General features: G+C 66.5%; 22 protein-coding genes. 1 reads left to right on the top strand and 21 read right to left on the bottom strand.

The window, feature by feature from the left end; translation table 11 throughout:
• Positions 1-2: 2 nt before the first annotated feature.
• The 8 genes from ACUXVX_RS17960 to ACUXVX_RS17995 all read right to left on the bottom strand — a co-directional run bounded on the left by ACUXVX_RS17960 (position 3) and on the right by ACUXVX_RS17995 (position 7,248).
• On the bottom strand, positions 3-776 hold the full coding sequence (locus tag ACUXVX_RS17960; RefSeq protein WP_446309388.1) for a TIM barrel protein: 774 nt from the start codon (positions 774-776) through the stop codon (positions 3-5).
• A gap of 3 nt (positions 777-779) precedes the next feature.
• On the bottom strand, positions 780-1,091 hold the full coding sequence (locus tag ACUXVX_RS17965; RefSeq protein WP_222468281.1) for a MocE family 2Fe-2S type ferredoxin: 312 nt from the start codon (positions 1,089-1,091) through the stop codon (positions 780-782).
• Positions 1,092-1,101: 10 nt separating this feature from the next.
• Positions 1,102-2,061 (bottom strand): sugar phosphate isomerase/epimerase family protein, encoded by a 960-nt coding sequence (locus ACUXVX_RS17970; protein ID WP_446309389.1) that lies wholly within the window; start codon positions 2,059-2,061, stop codon positions 1,102-1,104.
• On the bottom strand, positions 2,058-3,062 hold the full coding sequence (locus tag ACUXVX_RS17975; protein WP_446309390.1) for a Gfo/Idh/MocA family oxidoreductase: 1,005 nt from the start codon (positions 3,060-3,062) through the stop codon (positions 2,058-2,060). The genes ACUXVX_RS17970 and ACUXVX_RS17975 overlap by 4 nt, the downstream gene beginning before the upstream one ends.
• A 60-nt stretch (positions 3,063-3,122) precedes the next feature.
• The gene (locus ACUXVX_RS17980; RefSeq protein WP_222494859.1) at positions 3,123-3,953 is read right to left on the bottom strand and encodes an ATP-binding cassette domain-containing protein; all 831 of its coding nucleotides are present in this window, start codon (positions 3,951-3,953) and stop codon (positions 3,123-3,125) included.
• Positions 3,954-3,964: 11 nt separating this feature from the next.
• Positions 3,965-5,053 carry an ABC transporter permease gene (locus ACUXVX_RS17985; RefSeq protein WP_446309391.1) on the bottom strand — a complete coding sequence of 363 codons (1,089 nt, stop codon included), beginning with the start codon at positions 5,051-5,053 and terminating at the stop codon, positions 3,965-3,967.
• Between the two features lie 104 nt (positions 5,054-5,157).
• A complete protein-coding gene (locus ACUXVX_RS17990) occupies positions 5,158-6,111 on the bottom strand; it encodes a substrate-binding domain-containing protein (RefSeq protein ID WP_446309392.1) in 954 nt (317 codons plus the stop codon).
• A 108-nt stretch (positions 6,112-6,219) separates the two neighbouring features.
• Entirely contained in the window at positions 6,220-7,248 is a 1,029-nt protein-coding gene (locus ACUXVX_RS17995; protein WP_446309393.1) for a sterol desaturase family protein, read from the bottom strand.
• 171 nt (positions 7,249-7,419) lie between these two features.
• Between ACUXVX_RS17995 and ACUXVX_RS18000 the strand changes: the two genes are divergently transcribed.
• Positions 7,420-8,451 carry a LacI family DNA-binding transcriptional regulator gene (locus tag ACUXVX_RS18000; RefSeq protein WP_222494863.1) on the top strand — a complete coding sequence of 344 codons (1,032 nt, stop codon included), beginning with the start codon at positions 7,420-7,422 and terminating at the stop codon, positions 8,449-8,451.
• A gap of 19 nt (positions 8,452-8,470) precedes the next feature.
• Here the strand turns inward: ACUXVX_RS18000 and ACUXVX_RS18005 are convergent, their stop codons facing one another.
• The 13 genes from ACUXVX_RS18005 to ACUXVX_RS18065 form a co-directional block, all read right to left on the bottom strand.
• A complete protein-coding gene (locus tag ACUXVX_RS18005) occupies positions 8,471-8,656 on the bottom strand; it encodes a DNA gyrase inhibitor YacG (protein ID WP_446309394.1) in 186 nt (61 codons plus the stop codon).
• Positions 8,653-9,681 (bottom strand): ribonuclease E/G, encoded by a 1,029-nt coding sequence (locus ACUXVX_RS18010; protein ID WP_446309395.1) that lies wholly within the window; start codon positions 9,679-9,681, stop codon positions 8,653-8,655. Before ACUXVX_RS18010 ends, ACUXVX_RS18005 begins: the two co-directional genes overlap by 4 nt.
• A 27-nt stretch (positions 9,682-9,708) precedes the next feature.
• On the bottom strand, positions 9,709-10,284 hold the full coding sequence (locus ACUXVX_RS18015; RefSeq protein ID WP_446309396.1) for a Maf family protein: 576 nt from the start codon (positions 10,282-10,284) through the stop codon (positions 9,709-9,711).
• A gap of 1 nt (position 10,285) precedes the next feature.
• The gene (gene infA / locus ACUXVX_RS18020) at positions 10,286-10,504 is read right to left on the bottom strand and encodes a translation initiation factor IF-1 (protein ID WP_074254530.1); all 219 of its coding nucleotides are present in this window, start codon (positions 10,502-10,504) and stop codon (positions 10,286-10,288) included.
• A 157-nt stretch (positions 10,505-10,661) separates the two neighbouring features.
• Positions 10,662-11,123 carry an arsenate-mycothiol transferase ArsC gene (locus ACUXVX_RS18025; RefSeq protein WP_222468270.1) on the bottom strand — a complete coding sequence of 154 codons (462 nt, stop codon included), beginning with the start codon at positions 11,121-11,123 and terminating at the stop codon, positions 10,662-10,664.
• 4 nt (positions 11,124-11,127) lie between these two features.
• The gene (locus ACUXVX_RS18030) at positions 11,128-11,607 is read right to left on the bottom strand and encodes a UPF0262 family protein (protein WP_222468269.1); all 480 of its coding nucleotides are present in this window, start codon (positions 11,605-11,607) and stop codon (positions 11,128-11,130) included.
• A gap of 65 nt (positions 11,608-11,672) precedes the next feature.
• Positions 11,673-12,368, bottom strand: a complete 696-nt coding sequence (locus ACUXVX_RS18035; RefSeq protein WP_446309397.1) for a DUF4272 domain-containing protein — start codon at positions 12,366-12,368, stop codon at positions 11,673-11,675.
• Entirely contained in the window at positions 12,365-13,666 is a 1,302-nt protein-coding gene (hisD, locus tag ACUXVX_RS18040; protein WP_446309398.1) for a histidinol dehydrogenase, read from the bottom strand. Before hisD ends, ACUXVX_RS18035 begins: the two co-directional genes overlap by 4 nt.
• Before the next feature lie 21 nt (positions 13,667-13,687).
• Positions 13,688-14,206 carry an N-acetyltransferase family protein gene (locus tag ACUXVX_RS18045; RefSeq protein WP_446309399.1) on the bottom strand — a complete coding sequence of 173 codons (519 nt, stop codon included), beginning with the start codon at positions 14,204-14,206 and terminating at the stop codon, positions 13,688-13,690.
• Positions 14,203-14,685 (bottom strand): DUF2948 family protein, encoded by a 483-nt coding sequence (locus ACUXVX_RS18050; RefSeq protein WP_446309400.1) that lies wholly within the window; start codon positions 14,683-14,685, stop codon positions 14,203-14,205. Before ACUXVX_RS18050 ends, ACUXVX_RS18045 begins: the two co-directional genes overlap by 4 nt.
• Positions 14,686-14,891: 206 nt before the next feature.
• Positions 14,892-15,926 (bottom strand): acyltransferase family protein, encoded by a 1,035-nt coding sequence (locus ACUXVX_RS18055; protein ID WP_446309401.1) that lies wholly within the window; start codon positions 15,924-15,926, stop codon positions 14,892-14,894.
• Between the two features lie 88 nt (positions 15,927-16,014).
• Positions 16,015-17,664 carry a flavin monoamine oxidase family protein gene (locus ACUXVX_RS18060; protein ID WP_446309402.1) on the bottom strand — a complete coding sequence of 550 codons (1,650 nt, stop codon included), beginning with the start codon at positions 17,662-17,664 and terminating at the stop codon, positions 16,015-16,017.
• Positions 17,661-18,452 (bottom strand): carbon-nitrogen hydrolase family protein, encoded by a 792-nt coding sequence (locus tag ACUXVX_RS18065; RefSeq protein ID WP_446309403.1) that lies wholly within the window; start codon positions 18,450-18,452, stop codon positions 17,661-17,663. The genes ACUXVX_RS18060 and ACUXVX_RS18065 overlap by 4 nt, the downstream gene beginning before the upstream one ends.
• Positions 18,453-18,455 lie beyond the last annotated feature (3 nt).

Genomic DNA, 18,455 nt, shown 5'->3' on the forward strand with positions numbered 1-18,455 from the left:
GGTCAGAGGGTGAAGGCGGCGCGGAAAGCGGCGAGCGCCTCTTCGGGGGCGCCCTTGGCGAAGGCCTCCATGCCGACCGGTCCGGCATAGCCCATTGCATCGAGCGCGCGGGCGATGGCGGGCCAGTTCATCTCGCCCGTCCCTGGCTCGCAGCGCCCCGGATTGTCGGCCACCTGCACCTCACCGATCCACGGCAGGCAGGCCTCGGCGTGGCGGATCACGTCACCCTCGCCAATCTGGGTGTGGTAGAGGTCGAGGTTGATGCGCAGCTGGGGCCGGTCTACCGCCGCGACGAGGCTGAGCACATCAGCGGTGGAATTGAACGGGCAGCCGGGATGCTCCCGCAGGTTCAGGTTTTCGAGCGTGAAGGTCACGCCCTCCGCCTCGGCCATGTCGCAGATGCGGTGCAGGGTATCGCGGGCCTTCAGCCACATGCCGGGGGCGACATGGGCAAGCTGCTGGATCGGCAGGCCCTGGTCGCCCAGACCGGTGCCGTGCAGGTTGAGGCGGGCCACGCCGAGGCGCTTGCCGATCTGCGCGGTTTCGCGGGCGGAGGCGAGCAGCATGTCGGCGCCCTCGTCATCGGCCAGCCGCCCTTCGAGATAGCCATTCATGATGGTGAAATTCGCGCCGGTTTTCTCCAGCGCATCCAAGTCCCAGGCTGGCCAGTTCCAGAGGCCGACGCCGAAGCCGAGCTCCTTCAGCCGCGCGGCGCGCCAGTGGATCGGCTTGTCCTGCCAGAGCATCTCGGCGCAGGCGGCGAGTTGGAAGGCCATGGCTCAGAGCTCCACGAAGACGCGGCCACCTTCCACCTTGGTGGCGTAGGTGTGCAGGTTCTCGCAGGCTGGGGGCGTTTCGACCTCGCCATTGGAGCAATCGAAGATCGAAGAGTGCTTGGGGCACTCGATTGTGGCCTCGACGACCAGCCCGTCGGCGAGGTGCACATCTTCGTGGGTGCAGAGCCCGTCGGTGCAATAGTAGTTATCTTCGTGGTCGCGGACGATGATGAAGGTGCGCGCGCCGTGATCGAAGCGGATCACGTCTTCGGCGTCGATGTCATCGGTGGAGCAGGCGTCGATCCATTCTGCCATTGGGGTGTCCTCAGATGTCTTGTGGTTTGAAGTCGGAAGGGGCGGAAGGCATGACGGCTTTCAGCAGCGCCACGGATTTCTCCAGCCCTTCCAGTGAGTTGAGCAGCACGTCCTCATGCTCGATGGAGAGCCAGCCATCGTAGCCGGCCATCAGGCAGCGGTAGCAGAACTGGCGCCACCATTCCTCGCCGTGGCCGAAGCCGAGGGTGATGTAGGACCAGCTGCGCGCCGGGATATCCATGAGCGAGCCATTCTCCAGCAGGGACGTGGTGGCCTGCACGGGGGCATTGAGAAGCGTGTCCTTGGCGTGGACGTGGTAGAGCGCGGGGCCAAGAGCCTCGGCGGCGACCAGAGGGTCGGCGCCCATCCAGAAGAGGTGCGACGGGTCGAGGTTGGCGCCGATCACCGGGCCGATGGCCTCGCGCAGTTTGAGCAGCGAGGGCACGTTGTAGACGCATTGGTTGCCGTGGAGTTCGAGGGCGATGCGGTCGACGCCGTGTTCGGCGCAGAGGGCGGCGATCTCGGTCCAGAAGGGGTTGAGCTTTTGCTCCCATTGGTAGTGCAGGATCGTTTGCGTCTCGGGCGGCCAGGACGACACGACCCAGTTGGGCATGCTGTCGGAGGGGCTTCCGGCGGGGAGGCCGGACATGGTGCAGACGGTCTTGATGCCAAGCGCTCCGGCGACGCGGATCGTATCTTTCAGGCCCTCACCCTGCTTGGGGTCGGTCGGGTGGAGCGGGTTGCCGTTGGCGTTGAGGCTGATGACCTTGAGGCCGCGGCTCTCGAAGGCAGACCGGAAAGCTGTGCGCTTGTCGGCGCTTTCAAGCATGGCGGCGAGGTCGAAGTGGGGGGCGGTGGACCAGCCGCAAGTGTTGACCTCGACGCCGTCGCAGCCGAGACGCGCGGCATGGTCGAGCATCTCCTCGAAGGGCAGGCTGCCGAGGCTGTCGGAGACGAAGCCGAGTTTCATGCGTAGAACTCCGGTTTGGCGATCAGGGTCACGGGCTGGCGGGTGCCGGTTTCGAGCGCCTGTGCCCCGGCCTGGGCGGTGATGGCGGCGCAGTAGCCATCCCAGCAGCTTGAGGCGATTTCGGGGAAGGTGCCGCTTTGGGCGAAGGCGAGGAAGGCGCGGTTTTGGCGGACGTAGGCCTCGTGGTAGCGGGCGCGCCAGTCGGCATCGTAGCGGGTGGCGGAGGCCAGCTTCATGTCGGTCCGGGTGTAGGCGACATTGTTCATGGCGATTGAGCCTGCCTCGCCCACCAGTTCGGCGCGCACGTCGTAGCCGTAGGCGGCGTTGTTGTTGACCTCGATGGTGACGAGCTGGCCGTCAGTCGTTTCCAGCACCATCACCACGGGGGCCACGCGCGCATCGGAGCGGCGGGGCTGGTGGGCGGTGATGCTGGCGTATTCGCAGCCGAGCACGTGGCGGACCACGTCGAACTCATGCGGGGCGGAGTTGGTGATGGCCATCGCGCCGGTGAAGTCGGCGGCGGGCGTTTCGACGTTGCGATGGAAGTTGTGCATCATCAGGGGGCGACCGATCTGGCCCTCATCCAGCGCCTCTTTCATCTCCACATAGGACTGGTCGTAGCGGCGCATGAAGCCGAGCATGACGAAGCGGCGGCCGGCGGCCTCTTCGGCCTGCATGACGGTGAGGCATTCATCAGGCTGCTGGGACAGGGGCTTTTCGCAGAGCACAGGCTTGCCCACCGCGATGCAGGCGAGGGAGAGCGGCGCGTGGGTGAAATCGGGGGAAGCGATGATCACGGCATCCACATCGGTGCGGGCGATCACGGCCTCGGGGTCGCTGGCGGCATCGGCAGCGCCAAGCTCATCGGCCACGGCGCGGGCGCGGGCTTCGTCCATGTCACAGACCACCTGAAGGGTGGCGCCGGGGAGATCCTCGGCCACGATGCGGGCGTGGTCGGCGCCCATGAGGCCTGCGCCGATGACGGCGATGCGGGTGGTCATCAGGGTAATCCTTGAGAAATGTGGCGGCCCGGGAAGAGGCCCGGACCGCCGGGGGAGAAACTACTGCGCCGGGGTGACCTGCGGCGGGTGGCCGTCATGGGTTTCCATGTAGCCTTCGATGTTGGCCTCCAGATCGGCCATGCTTTCACCGCCGGCCATGAGGTCTGCGATTTCCTCGCGGGTCTTCTCGCCCTTGCGGAAATCGGCGGCGATGGCGCCCCGGATCAGCACGGCGAAATGGTCGCCCACGGCCATCGCGTGCATGACCTGATGGGTGATGAAGATCACCGCCAGCCCGCGCCGCTTGGCCTCGTTCACGATGCGCAGCACGTGGGCCGCCTGCTTGACCCCGAGCGCGGCGGTCGGCTCGTCGAGGATCAGCACGCGGGCACCGAAGTAAACCGCGCGGGCAATGGCGAGCGACTGACGCTCACCGCCGGAGAGGCCACCGACGAGACGGTCGCCATCGGTGATGCGGGTGATGCCCATCTTCTGGACCTCGGAGACCGCGACGGCATTGGCCTTTTTCCGGTCGAAGACCTTGAACGGCCCGAAGCCCTTGGTCGGCTCCACCCCGGCGAAGAAATTGCGCCCGATGGACATCAGCGGGTAGGTGCCGCCGAACTGGTGCACGGTGGCGATGCCCAGCTCCTGCGCGTCACGGGGCCGGGCAAAGCGGACCGGCTTGCCATCGAGCAGCATCTCGCCGCCGGTGGGCTGGTGAACGCCGGAGAGGGTCTTGATCAGGGTCGACTTGCCGGCGCCGTTGTCGCCCAGCAGGCAGAGCACCTCGCCCTCATGCACTTTCAGGCTGATTTCGTGCAGCACGTCGATGGGGCCGAAGCTCTTGTCGACGGCGCGCATCTCGAGAACGGGGGTTTTGGCAGACATGGCTCAGGCCCTCACTTCTTCTTGGTCGACGCGGTGGTCGCGAGGTTGCGGAAGGTATCGTTCATCAGCACCGCGATCAGGAGCAGCACGCCGATGAAGAGCATGTTGAGGTCCTTGTCGAAGGTGGTGAAGTTGATGCCCTGAAAGACGATGCCGAAGGTCAGCGTGCCGAAGACGGTGCCGGTCACAGTGCCGAAGCCCCCGGTGAGCAGCACGCCCCCCACCACGACACAGATGATGGTGTTGAAGATCATGCCGAACTGGGTGGTCGTGGAGGCTGTGTTGGCGAGCACCGCCTCTGTCATCCCCACCAGCGCGGCGGCCATGGCCGAGAGCATGAAGAGGGCGATCTTCAGGCGGTTGGTTGGGATACCAGCGTTGCGGGCGCTTTCCTGATCGCCGCCCATGGCGAAGATCCAGTTGCCCCAGGGCGAGACGTGCAGCACGTACCAGCATCCCACGGCGACGGCGATCCAGATGAAGAACGAGCTTTGAAGGCTCTGGAAGATGGTGAAGGCGCTGTCTTCGGAGCCGATCTTCAGCGTGTGGTAGTCGCCCATCAGGAACTCGGAGACGACGCCCGCATCGGGCAGGCTGTGCTGGGTGGTGCCCGCAAGCTGCTTGGAGACGTAGGCGTTGAGGCCCGCGATCACAAAGAGCGTGGCCAGCGTGACGATGAGCGAGGGCACATTGGTGCGTGTCACCAGCATGCCGTTGAGCCAGCCAATGGCGGCGGCGACGGCGAAGCTGATGAGCACGCCGAGCCAGATATTCAGCCCGAAGGTTTCTGTGGACATGGCCAGCACGATGCCGCCTGCGGGGATGAGCGCGCCGACCGAGATATCCAGCTCGCCCGCGATCATCAAAAAGCCGATTGGAATGGCGATGATGCCGACCTTGGAGGCGAAGTTGAGCCAGGTCGAGGAGCCGAGCGGGGTGAGGAAGTTCTTGTCCCAGCCGAACCAGGCGAAGAACAGGAAGATCAGGATGAAGCCCGCCGCCGCGCCCGCCTCGGGGCGCCGGAAGAGGCTGAGAAACGAGAAGCCGCCAGCGGTGTCCGAACCGGTGCTGCTGCTTTCGGTATTGGTCGTATCGGCCATTGCGATGGCTCCCCCCAGGGTGGCTTGCTCGGGCGCGGCAGGGCGCGCGCGGGTGCGGGTGGGCCCCCGGCCAGCACGGCCGGCCGGGGGCGTGGTGGCTCAGATCAGCGGGCGCCCAGCTCGGCGCCGGCCTTCACCGCGTCGACATTGGAGGCGTCGATGATCGCGGGGCCGGTCAGGACCGGATCGGTGCTGATTTCGGTGCCGAACTTGAGGTTTGCGAAGAGCATCGAGGTGGCGAGGAAACCCTGAAGGTAGGGCTGCTGGTCGATGGCCATCTTCTGGGTGCCAGCGGAGATGCGCTCCAGCGAGGCGGGCGAGAAGTCGAAGGCCGAGACCATGATGTCGAGGCCGGTCTGCTCCACCGCGTTCGCCCCGGCGGCAGCGCCGAAGTCGGCGCAGGAGACCATCGCGTCGATGGTGTCATCACCGATGAACTCGGCTTTCAGCGCCTCGGCGGTGCCGGTTACGTCGCCGTCGAGGTTGGCGGGGGTGTTCAGCACGGTCACCTTGGCACCGGCTTCGGTGGCACCATCGGTCACGCCCTTGCAGCGCTCTTCGAGGTTAATCGCACCGGGCACCTGAATGTGGCAGAGGATGTGCTTGGCACCCTGCTCGGCGAGATACTTGCCGCCGCCAAAGCCTGCCTCGTACTCGTCGGAGCCGAAGTAGTTGATGGCGCTGATGTCGTCTTTCACCGGCAGGCCGGAGTTGTACTGCATGATCTTGATGCCCTGCTCGGCAGCGGCCTGAAGCGCGGGGATCTGCGCATCGGGCACCCAGACCGGGATGGCGATGCCGTCAACGCCCTGTGCCACAGCCTGGTTGATCAGGGTCACCAGATCGGGGCCGAAGTTCTCGTAGTTCTGGGTGCGCAGGTACTGCACGGTGCCGCCGTTGGCCTCGACCATGTGGGTCGCGTCATCAACGCCCTTCTTGATCTTGTCCATGAAGGCATCTTCGACCGAACCGGCGATCACGGCGATATCCTGCGCCATAGCGGCAGTGGACATCAGCGCGGCGGCTGCGGTGGCGAGAAGGGTCTTGGTCAGTTTCACTTGGGTTTCCTCCCTAGGGTGTTGCCGCGCCTCCGCGGCGGATGGTGCAGGTTCGGGTGCGCGGGCCGGGGCCTCTTTCCTCCCCCCTGGCCTGCGCGGCTGCTCGTTTCATTCGGCGGGTGTGGCGCCTTGCTGTTTGGCCTTCATCCGCTCTTTCTTCTTGCGGAAGCGCTCTTTCATCACGGCGTCGGATTCCTTGGTGCCGTCGTGCCAGGTGCCGAAGAGCTTATCCATCGGGACCAGCCCGTCGCCGCCGTAGTTCACCTCGAAGTACTTGTGGTGCAGGTAGTGAAGGTAGGCGTGGCTATCGAGCGTGGCGTTCTCGGTGATCTCGAACTTCTCGAACCCGAGGTGCCCGTTGACCGCGCCGAAGCCGACCGAGTGCAGCGTGAAGTAAGCGCAGACCGGGTTGGACGGGATCAGCAGGTGCAGCCAAGCCTCGGCCATGTAGGGAAAGCCCTCGCCCGGATGCATGGAGAGCGACGACCACGGGCTGGGATTGATCGAGTTGTGATGCACCGAGTGGATGTGCTTGTAGAGCACCGGCACGTGGATCAGGCGGTGCAGGCAGAAGAAGTAGATCTCGTGAATGGCGGGCGAGATCAGGATGATGAAGCTGAGCCAGAGCCAGTGGGTCGTCCACGGAAGCCAAATCGCCCAGGTGTTGGCATAGGCCCAGAGCATCGCGATCTCGACCACGGTCCAGAGCGGGATGGTGATGAAGAAGCTGCGCAGGAAGTTGTCGAGGTTCTGGGATTTGAACCAGAACACGTCAGACGGATTGTCGGCCGGGAACTTGCCGTTGTACTTGAACCGGTTCTCCTGTTTGCGCTTGACGTAGAAGAAAAACTCGAAGGCGCCGAGGAAGAGGAACATCCCCACCGCGTTCAGCCCGTAGAGCCAGAGGAAGTTGCCGATGGAGAGAGTGGCGAGGCTCTCCCAGGACGGGATCAGGAACAGCACCCAGATCAGCGCGGTGGCGAGGTGGAAGGCGTTCCACGGCCAGAGATACTCGGGCACCCAGGCCAGCACTTTCTTGAGCGAGAAGGGCCGCTGCCAGATCGGCGCGGGCTGGGCGGGCGTGTTGGGTGCCCAGTTGCCGCGTTTGTCACGGGTGCCGTATTGCAGATCGTCCATGTCGGGCCTCCTCCCAGAGCCTGAGACGGGCCGGTGTGCCAGCCGCTCCAGACGCGAGCACTGTTGACAAATTGACATGGATCAAATCAATAGCTGTCATGTCAGCGCAGAAATTTCGCACCATTTCGTTCCAATATCGCGCTAAATGAGATGAAATGAGATGAGAAGCCGATGAAAACCCGCCCAACGATCCCCGATCTTGCCAGCGCTGCCGGTGTTTCCGTTTCAACCGTGAATCGGGTCATCTCAGACGCGGGCTCGGTGCGGCAGCCCACCCGCGAGCGGGTGTTGGAGGCCGCGCAGGAGATCGGGTTTTACGGGCTGGGCACCATCGAGCACTCGGTGCGGAGCCGGCGGGAGACGCATCGGCTCGGGGTGATCCTGCTGGCGCGGAACCGGGTGTTCTACCGCGATCTCGGCGCCGCGCTTGAGGCTGCCGCGCGGAGCTACCCGGAGGCCAATGTCGAGCTTGAGATCGACTATCTCGACGACCTCTCGCCGGAAAACGTGGCCGCCTGTATCCGGCGTCTGGGGCGTAGCTGCGAGACGGTTGCGGTCGTCTCGGCGGAGCATCCGCTGGTGTCGGAAGCGATCGACGAGGTGCTGGCGGGGGGCACCCCGGTCTGCGGGTTGATCGGGCCGCTCTCGGCGCGAGGCAACGTCGGCTACATCGGGCTCGACAACTGGAAGGTCGGGCGCACCGCGGCATGGGCGTTTCACCGGATGTGCCGGGAGCCGGGCAAGATCGGCATTCTGGTGGGCAACCACCGCTACCGGAACCAGGAACTGAACGAGACCGGCTTTCGCAGCTATTTCCGCGAGCATGATGCGGGCTTCACCGTGCTGGAGCCGCAGAACACCTATGAGAGCGCCGCCGTGGCTCGGGAGTTGACGGAGAAGCTGTTTCATGACCACCCGGATCTTTGCGGGCTCTACATCTCGGGCGGCGGGGTGACCGGCGCGCTGGCCGCCGCGCGGGAGGCGAAGCGGCGCGAGGACTTCATTGGCGTGGGTTACGAGATGATCGAGCCGACGCGGGCCGCGCTGATTGACGGCACGCTGGCGATGGTCATCGCCCACCCTTTCGAGCCCTTCGCCCGGCAGACGGTGGCGACGATGATCAAGGCCAAGCTGGCGGGGCCGGATGCGGGCGCGCAACGGGTGACGCTGGGGTTTGATATTTTCACTTCAGAAAACATCTGAGCCGAGCCCTGCGGCCCCCTCAGTGAGGTTTGGGCGGCCCCTCTTCGCCGGTCAGGCGAAAGGCCTCTTCCATGTCGTCCGGGTCATCCGAGGGCACCGCATAGGCGCCGGTGAGCCACTTGCCGAGGTCGAGGTCGGCGCAGCGGCCCGAGCAGAAGGGGCGATACTTGGCCTCGGGGGCCTTGCCGCAGATCGGGCAGGTCATAGAGCCTCCTCGGGCAGGGTCAGGGAGAGCGGCAGGCGCTCGCGCTTCCTTTGCATCTCATACTGGCCCAGCGGCGTCCACCCGGCGAGCACGGTCTCGATGGGATCGGCGCGGAACGCGGCCTTGAGGCTCTGCTCCAACTGCTTGCGCTGACCCTTGGGCATGGGGGCGAAATCCACCACCACACGCCCGCCGAGGCCGCGCAGGCGCAGCGCGCGGGGCAGCGCCTTGGCCGCGGCGATATTGGCCTTGAGCGCGGCAGCCGGAGACATGTCGCCGCCGGTGTTCACATCGACCGCGACCAGCGCGCGCGTCGGCTCGACATAGAGCGTGGCCTCCCCTGCCCGCTCGCGCGGCCCTTGCAGCTCGGCCAGCGCATCGAGCACGCCGTGGGTTTCGAAGCCGCCGGGCTCGGTAATCACCTCGGCGGGCGTCGTCCACTCGCGCCATGCCGTGATGTGGGGGCCGTCGCCGGGGTGAATCTCGCCCACCTCGCCCTCGGAGAGCGCGGCCTCGGCGGTGTCGATCATGGTGGCGATGTCTTCGGTGATCTCGGCCTCCTCGGCGCCCATGCAGGAGGAGCGCAGGATCAGCCCCCAGTCGCGGCCATCGAGGGCTTCCAGCGCGGCGAGCTTCAGCCTGTCGCGCTCGTCATCGTCACGGATCGAGCGGGCCACGTTGACCCCCGGCGCATCGGGGGTGACGATCACGTAGCGCGATTTGAAGGTGAGGGCGCGGGTGACGGGTGGGGCCTTTTCGACCTCGGCATAGCCGGTGACCTGCACCACCAGCGCCTCGCCGGGCGCCACGCCCTTGGCCTGCCGGAACCAGAAGCGCTGGTCGCCCGCCGCCAGAAAAATGCCGCCCTGCCCCTTGGCCTGCCGCTCCGCCTTGGCGCGCCAGATTGCGCTGGGACGCAGGATGCCGGGAGCGTCGATCAGCAGATCATTGAGCCGGCCATCGACCATGCGTGCGGCGGCCTCGCGGCCGGCGACATGATCGAGGATGATTTGCGTGCCTTTCATCGCATCACTCCGCGCGTATGGGTCAGGTCAGGCCGACTTGTAGAGCGGGTAGCCCGCCGCGACCAGCAGCTGCGCCGTCTCGGCCACGGGCAGGCCCATGACGGCGGAGTAGCTGCCCGATATCCAGGGAATGAACGCGCCGGCCGGGCCCTGAATGGCATAGCCACCAGCCTTGCCCTCCCAGTCGCCGGTTTCGAGATAGGCAAAAAGCTCGCTCTCGCTCAGGCGCTTCATCTTCACCGAGGTCACCACGTCGCGCTGCCAGAAGCCCGCCTCGGTGCGCACGGCGAGGGCGGTGATCACGCGGTGGCGACGACCGGCCAGCGCCCGCAGGAACGCTCCCGCCTCGGCGCGATTCTCGGGCTTGCCGAGGATGCGGCGGCCAAGGGCAACGGTGGTATCGGCGGTGATCACCAGCTCGCCGGGACCGGGCGGCAGCGCCTGCGCCTTCTCCACCGCCATGCGGGTGCAATAGGGGCGCGGAAGCTCCGCCTTGGCGGGCGTTTCATCAATGTCGGCGGCGCGGATTTCGTCGGGCGTCAGCCCGAGTTGGCCCAGCAGCTCGCGACGACGCGGGCTGCCGGATCCGAGGATGAGTCGCATCTTACCGGAAGCGGTAGTTGATGCGGCCCTTGGTCAGGTCATAGGGCGTCATCTCAACCTGCACCTTGTCGCCGGTGAGGACGCGGATCCGGTTCTTCCGGAGCTTGCCTGCCGTATGCGCAATGATTTCATGGCCGTTTTCCAGCTCGACCCTGAACGTCGCATTGGGCAGGAGCTCCTTCACGACACCGGGAAATTCGAGCAGTTCTTCCTTGGCCATGGTCACTCCGTTGTTGCATGCGTGCCGCACTGTGGCGGACGCGGCACTAGATGCGCCGCTATGGGCAACAAATCAAGCGGAAATCGTGCGCGCTCCGGCGCTTGTGACCTTTTTGACCGGGCGACCCTGTGCAGGCCAGCCCCGGCTCGGCCCCGCATCATCTCTGGCTTGGCGGGCCGAAGCGCTGTTTCATCCTGTCCATCAGCTGGTCGCGAACCTGCCGGTAGACGCCCATCTTGGCCTCGCGGGTCTCGCCAAGGCCGGAGGGGTCCATGATGGGCCAGTATTCGACCTCGAGATGGAACACACGGGTCAACTCCAGCGCCTGCCGCTGGGAGGCCGGCGAGAGCGCGACGATCAGGTCGAAGCCCGAGAGATCATCGCCCCATTGCTGCATTTCCTCAAAGCTGCGGGAGCGGTGGCGGTGCAGCTCCACCCCGATCTCCTCGCAGACGGCGATGGCGAAGCCGTCGATATCCAAGTCATTGTAAACGCCCGCAGATTGCACGTAGGCGTCATGGCCGTAGAGCTTTTTCATCAGCCCTTCGGCCATCGGCGAGCGCACTGCGTTATGGTCGCAGCAGAACAGCACCGAGGAGGGGAAGCTCTTTTTTCCCAAGTCCTTACCCCCCGAAGTGCAGCACGCAGATGAGGGTGAAGAGGCGGCGGGCGGTATCGGTATCCACTGCCGCCTTGCCCTCCAGCCGTTCCTGAAGCACGCGGGCTCCCTCGTTGTGGATGCCCCGGCGGGCCATGTCGATCGCCTCGATCTGGTGGGGCGGCAGCTTTTTGACCGCGTCGTAATAGCTTTCGCAGATCTGCCAGTAGTCCTTCACGACCTGCTTGAAAGGCGAGAGGGAAAGGTGGAAGGCCCCGATTTCATTGGATTTCTCGTCGGAAATGTCAAACACCAGCCGCCGGTCGCGGATACACAGGTGCAGCCGGTAGGGGCCGGGGGGCATCTCGTAGCCGTCGCGCCCGGTGGGATCGAAGCTGTTGCTTTCCAGCAGGTCGAAGACGGCCACCTTGCGCTCCTGCTCGATCTCCGGCGTGGGGGGCGGCAGGTTGGCGTCGTCTATCTCGATATGGCAGATGCGGCTCATGCGCTCGTCTCCGTGGCTGCCGAACGCTAGCCTGCGGGGGCGGATACTGCAATGCAGCGAAATCCTCAGGTGTCGGTGCTGACCTCGTCCCAAGGCTGGCCGCCGTGGGCACCGATGAGCCAATTCAGCGCGTGGTGCCGCTCCCAGATCACATCGGGGTAGAGGCCTGCAGGCGGCGGGGCGCCATCGAGCCGGGCCTGACGGGTGGCCCAGTGGTAGCGGTAGATCCGGTCGGCCGCGTCCAGCAGCTCGGCCTGCGGGCGGAGGCTGGCCTGCGCCCGAAGCCCCTCGGTGCCCAGGCCACGGAGGGTATCGGCCATTCGGGGCACATCCATGATTTCGCTGGGATATTTCAGCTCGTCGTAGATGCCCAGCGCCCAGAGCATCACCTCGACCGTCTCGTAGCGCCACGCGAACTGGGCGCGCATCTGCTGGTCGGGATCGGCGGCATCGAGGAAGGCCTGCTCGGCGGTGCTGAACCAGCTTTCATCGGCCCCGAACTGGGTGATCAGATTGCGGGCGAGGTCGCTGTCGCCGGTCTCGCCCTTTACCGCGACGATGGCCAGCGCGATGGTGCGGCGGATGACCTCCTCCTCGGTGCGGCGCAGGCTTTGCGCCTCGGTCTCGATGGTGGGGAGTGTGGGCAGCACGGGCACGCCCTGCTCTTGCAGCAGCGCGATGGTGGCGGCCTTGCGATCCTCGGCCTCGCCCGCGTGGAGCGGCGTGGCGAGGAGGAGAGCCAGAAGGGCGACGCGGATCATCGGTTGAGCTTGTCGAGCCGGGCGCGGACGGAGAGGCCGTGGGCCTGCAAACTCTCTGATTTCGCGAGGGTTTCTGCCGCCGGACCGATGGCGCGGAGGGCCTCTGGGGTCATCTTGGCGAGGGTGGTGCGCTTGAGGAAATCCATCACCGAGAGGCCCGAGGAGAAGCGGGCGGAGCGGGCGGTGGGGAGCACGTGGTTGGGGCCGCCGATGTAATCGCCGATGGCTTCAGGGGTCCACTGGCCGAGGAAGATGGCCCCGGCGTGGTGGATTTTCTCGGACAGCGCCTCGGGCTCTTCGACGCAGAGTTCGAGGTGCTCGGGCGCGATGCGGTCGGAGAGTTCTGCTGCTTCTTCAACGCTTTGCACAGTGATCACCGCTCCGAAGTCGCGCCAGCTTTCACCTGCGATCTGCGCCCGTTCGAGGCTTTGCAGACGGGTCTCGACGGCCGAGGCCACGGCCTGCCCCAAGGCGGCGTCTGTGGTGATCAGGATCGACTGAGCGGAGGCGTCGTGCTCGGCCTGAGAAAGCAGGTCGAGGGCGATGAAATCGGGGTCGTTGGCGGCGTCGGCGATAACCAAGATTTCCGAGGGGCCGGCGATCATATCGATGCCGACCTTGCCGAACACGCGGCGCTTGGCGGCGGCGACGAAGGCATTGCCGGGGCCTGTGATTTTATCAACCGGGGCAATGGTTTGGGTGCCGTAGGCCAGCGCTGCCACGGCCTGCGCCCCGCCAATGCGATACACCGTTTTGACCCCGGCGAGGCGGGCGGCGTAGAGGACGAGGGGGTTGGCCTCGCCGCCGGGGGTTGGGCAGGCGATAACGAGGCGCTCGACGCCTGCGACCTGGGCCGGAACAGCGTTCATCAGCACCGAGGAGGGGTAGCTGGCGAGGCCGCCGGGCACGTAGAGGCCAGCGGCTGAGACCGGGCTCCAGCGCCAGCCGAGGGTGGCGCCGTCCGGGTCTGTCCACATGGCGTCTTCGGGCATCTGGCGGACGTGGTAGGCGCGGATGCGCTCTGCCGCCAACTCCAGCGCGGCGGCCTCTTCGGGCGGCACGCGGGCGCAGTGCTCGTCGATCTCGGCCTCGGAAAAGGCAATGGTTTCAGGGGTTAACGAGAGGCGATCGAATTTTTCTGTCAGCTCGATCACGGCCGCGTCGCCCCGGGTGCGGACATCGGCGATGATGCCGGCGACGGCCTCGTCGACATCGGGCGAATCCTCGCGCTTGGCGCTCAGGAGCGCCTGAAAACGGGCCTCGAAATCGGGGTCGGTGCTGCTGAGAAAGACGGGCATTGGCTCTCCTTTGCGGGCCTCTTACCCGGCTGCGGGGGCGCTCTCAAGCGGGTCGAGATAGCTGATCATGTGGCGTTCGTCGTGGTAACACCCGTTAACGCAAAGTGCGCGGGGGCTGCACCCCACCTCGGCAAAGCCCTCGCGGAGGTAGAAGGCATGGGCGCGGGGCGCGGCGGAGGAGACATAGAGCTCCACCTGCCCTACCCCGGTTTCACGGGCCAGATCGAGCGCGGCGGCAACCAGCGCGGAGGCCGCGCCCGTGCCGCGGTGGGCGGGTTGGACATAGACCGACATCAGAAAGGCGCGGTGGCTGATCTTGGGGCCATGTTCGCGCATGTAAAGCAGGATGCCGACCAGCGCCTCACCCGCGAAAGCGCCGAAATTATCACCCATTTCCAGACGGTTGGCATAGTCGAGATCGGTCTTGTCGAGCGCGTCGGAGAGATCTTCGCCAAAGGCCTCGGGGCTCTCTGTCAGCGCCTCAAGCCGCAGGGCGCGGAAGGCCTGCGCATCCTCCGGGCCGAGGCGGCGGATGCTCACTCTTCGGGGTGCTCCGGCGCGTGGCGGGAGGGGGCGAGATAGGGGCGCGTCACGTCTTTCAGCACCACGTCGAGGCATTCGACCTTGAGGCGGATCGCGCCGTCGCCCGCGAGGGTGAAGGTGAGCGTGCCGGTGCCGTCCTCGCCCTCGTCCCACGAAATTGCCAGCAAAGACAGGATGGTATCGGCATCCGAGCGGTCGATTCCCATGGTCGAGACGCCCATGACATCACCCACCCGCAACACCGATTGCACCCGCTCGTAGGGGCGGCCACGGGACTCCGCGCGTTCTTTGTCTTCCCAGCGGAAGCGGTTGACCAGCAAGGCAAACTCGCGCGCGGACTTGTCGAACTTCATCTCGGTGATGGGAAAGACGGCGTCCTGGACCAGCGAGGAGACGATGGGCAGGGAGCCATCATCCATTGCGGCGAGGTAGATCGGGCGCTCTGCGCCATCTTCAAACTTGGCGTCTTCAGCCACGATGCGCCTCCGGGGCCGGTTTTACTGAGTATTCTTGCATTGCATGAAAGACATAGGGGGTTCGGCACAGGCTCACAAGCGGCAGTTGCCGGAGCGTCCCGGGCGGTTAACAGGCGGCGGGCTGTTAAGGTTGGTTACCGATGCACAACTGATGCACATCCGATGCACATTCCATACATACGCGATTTGCGCACAGACGCGGGTGGTTAAGCGAGCGCCCTGTGCGCCGGTGTGCGCATCGGGGCGGCGGCAGGCGCGGGCGCCCGCTGGCCCCTGCCCCGGTTGCGCATCGGCTGCTCCAGCCAGCGGAAGCTCGCCGCCGCCAGCGCGAGGGAGAAGGCGAAGGTGACGACGAAAGCCGGGACCGGTGGCAGGGTATCGCGCAGCAGGACGGCGACCGGGTAGTGCCAGAGGTAGAGGCCGTAGGAGAGTTGGCCGAGCCAGACGAAGGGGCCGAAGCCGAGCCAGCGCCCCGCCAGCCCGGATTGCCCGGTGCGGAGGCCCAGCAGCAGCAGCACGGTGGCCAGCTCGGTGGCGGCGATCCAGAGCATGAGCGCCCCGAAGGTGCGGAACTGGGCCACGCTCAGGACGGCAGCGAGGGCGACGAGGGCGACGCCCACCATCAGCCCCGGATAGCGGATGCGGGGCGGCGGCAGGGTGGCGACGAGGCCGCCGAGGAAGAGGCCGGAGCTGTGGGCGAAGGGGCTGTAGAAGCCTTCGCGCCAGTCGGCCACGCTGGCCACGCCGAGCCGGTAGAGGGTGACGCCGACGAACCCGGCCAGCAGTGCGTAGCACAGGCGCCGGGCGGAGCGCAGCAGCAGCGCCAGAAGGCCGATCAGGATGTAGAACTGCATCTCGGCGGCGAGCGACCACGTGTGGACGGAATAGCTGGCATACCCCAGCACCGCGCGGTCGGTGTTGCCCATGAAGAGCGCGCCATGCAGCGGTGCGGCCGCGTAGCGATCACCCGCCAGCCACATGGCCAGCGCTACCGCGCCGCAGAAGGTGATGAGCAGCGGCCAGAGCCGCCAAAGCCTGCGGGAGAGGAAGCGGCGGAAGGCGCCGGGGCTGAAGCCCTCGATCTGGTGGAGGATCAGCGAGGTGGTCAGATAGCCCGACAGCACGAAGAACAGGTCGACCCCGAGGAAGCCGCCGCCAAAGCCTGGCAGGCGGGTGTGAAAGGCCAGCACGGCGATTGCCGCGAGTGCCCTTAGCCCATCTAATTCGCGTTGGTAGGTCATCGGCTGCCCGTTCTGCCCGCGATTTATTTTGCGGGGATATATCAGGCAATCATGGCGCTGAGATGGCGGCCCTGAGGCAGGCCGCCGGTCAGGGTTCCAGCGGCACCGGGCCGTTTGCCGGGTACTCGTCGGCGGGCATGGGGTTGCCGGGCGCGGAGGTGCCGCCGAAGTGGCGGATGAGGCCGGACACGGCGTTGAGCGAGGTCTGCACCGCGCCCTCGACCCAGGCCGGGGTCCAGCTGATGCCATCCCCGGCGAGGAAGATGCCGCGCTCTTCGGGGGGCATGTCCTCCTGCATGAAATGGCCGAACATGCGGTGGTTGTAGCGGTAGTGGCCGGGCAGCGCGCCCTTGAAGGCGCCGAGAAAGTTTTGATCGGCCTCCCAGCTCACGGTGATCGGATCGCCGAGGATGTGGGAGCGGATATCGACGCCCGGGTAGATCTTGGCGAGCGAGGTGAGCGCCAGTTCGACCCGCTGTTCGGCAGGCAGGGGCAGCACCTTGAGGGCGTCGGTCATCCAGGCGTAGCTGAGGCAGATGACCGAGGGTTTGTCTGGTCCGTTGTCGAAGAGGTAGGTGCCGCGGGTGAGCCTGTCTGTCAGGGTCATCGACATCACGTCGCGGCCTGTGTGCGGGTCTTTGTCTTTCCAGAACGGGCGGTCGACCATGACGAAGGTTTTGGCCGACTGCATGTAGCGGGTGCGGTCGAGGGCCATCCAGAGATCCTGCGCGAAGAGGCTCTCTTCGGTGTCGATCATGGTGGTGAGCAGGTGGGTCTGGCAGGTGACGAGCACGGCATCGAAGGCCTCGGCCCGGCCCCATGCGTCGGTGACGGTGATCTGCTCGGGGCTGGTCCGGCGCAGGCGGCGGGCCCCGGCGCGGGGGGCGCCGTCGTTGAGGCCGGCGAGGGTGGTGCCGGCGGGCCAGTGGGTGATGTGCTCGGGGGCGTGCTGCCAGAGGCGGCGCGGCATCTGCTCGACCCCGCCGGCGAAGTAGCGCTGGTTGCTGTCACATTCGGTGAGGTTGACGCGGAGGATTTCGAGCATCGAGTTGGGAAAGTCGCTATCCCAGCCGCCGGTGCCGAAGCCGACCTGCCCGAAGACCTCGCGGTGGTGGAACGAGAGCTTCTGGAAGGCCTCCGAGGAGGCGATGAAATCGTAGAAGGTGCGCTCGTCCCATGCCGCGACCAGCGGGTTCCACAGTTCCTTGATGCGGGCAGTGTCGCGGTCGCGGATGGCCTGTTGCAGCGCGGTGAAGCTGGCGCCCTCTTCGAGCGCGGCGTCATAGGCCTGCGCGACCTCCTGAAACAGCGGCGGCAGGTCGGCGAGGGTGCGGGCGTAGTGGGTTTGGCCCAGAAGGTCGATGACGGTGGAGCCTGCGGCGGGGGTCAGCGGGTTGGGGAAGGGGCGGCTCTCGAGGCCGAGCATGTTGGCGTAGTGGTAGAAGCCGGTGCCGGAGACCGGGAAGCGCATGCCGCCCAGTTCGGCGATCACCCCTTCGGCCCCCTCGAAGGCGCGGGAGCGGAGCCGCCCGCCGAACTGGCCGGACTCAAAGAGGATGGGGCGGAGGCCGAGTTTCATCAGCTCGTAGCCCGCGACCACCCCGGCGGCGCCGGAGCCGATGATCGCCACCCGCTTGCCGTGGCTCTCGGCGGGCAGTTGCCCGAGGCCAGCGGGATGGGTGACCCAGCGGTCGTAGGCGAAGGGGAAATCGGGGCCGAAAACGGTGACGGGGTTCATGGCTGGCCTTGGTAGAGATCGGCGCGGCGCGCGGAGAGGTAGGGCTGGGCGCGGCGGGCTTGGGCAAGGGCGGCGCGGTCGAGCGTGGCGGAAAGCAGGGCCTCCTGCGCGGCGGGGGCGCGGGCGATATCCGCGCCATCGGCCCCGCAGGCGCAGGAGAGGCCGTTGTAGATAAACGCGCCTTCGGCGCCCACGTAGTTGCAGTAGGCGATGCAGGTGGTGTTCTCTTCGGCCCGGGCGGGCACGAGGCGGGTGTTGACGCTGGCGTAGGGCACCATGTTGGCGGTGGGGGTCACGATCAGCTCGGCGCCGCGGAGGGCGAGGCCGCGGGCCAGTTCGGGGAACTCGATGTCGTAGCAGATCGCCAGCGCCAGCTTCCACCCGGCCAGCTCGAACACCGGGGAGAGCGCGTCGCCTGGGGTGAACTGGGCGGCATCGACCTCGCCGAAGAGCTGGACCTTGTGGTAGCGGGCCAGCTCACGGCCCGTGGCATCAATTGCGAGGCAGGCGTTGTAGGGGCGCGGGCCGGGGGACGGCAAGGCCAGACCGGCGGTGAGCGCGATGCCGTGGCGGCGGGCGATGGTGGAGAGAGCCTCGGCCACCTCCCCTGCCCGCCCGGCGTTCGCGGCCACCTCAGCGGCGCCGATGTTGTAGCCGCCCAGCGCCATCTCGGGGGTGACCAGCAGGTCGGCCCCGGCCTGCGCGGCGGCGCGGGCAGCCTCGTCCAGTGCGGAAAGGGCCGGGTCGATGCCGGGCTGCGGGCGGGTCTGCCAGAGGGCGATCTGCATGGC

Source organism: Vannielia sp. SX4 (assembly GCF_052828525.1).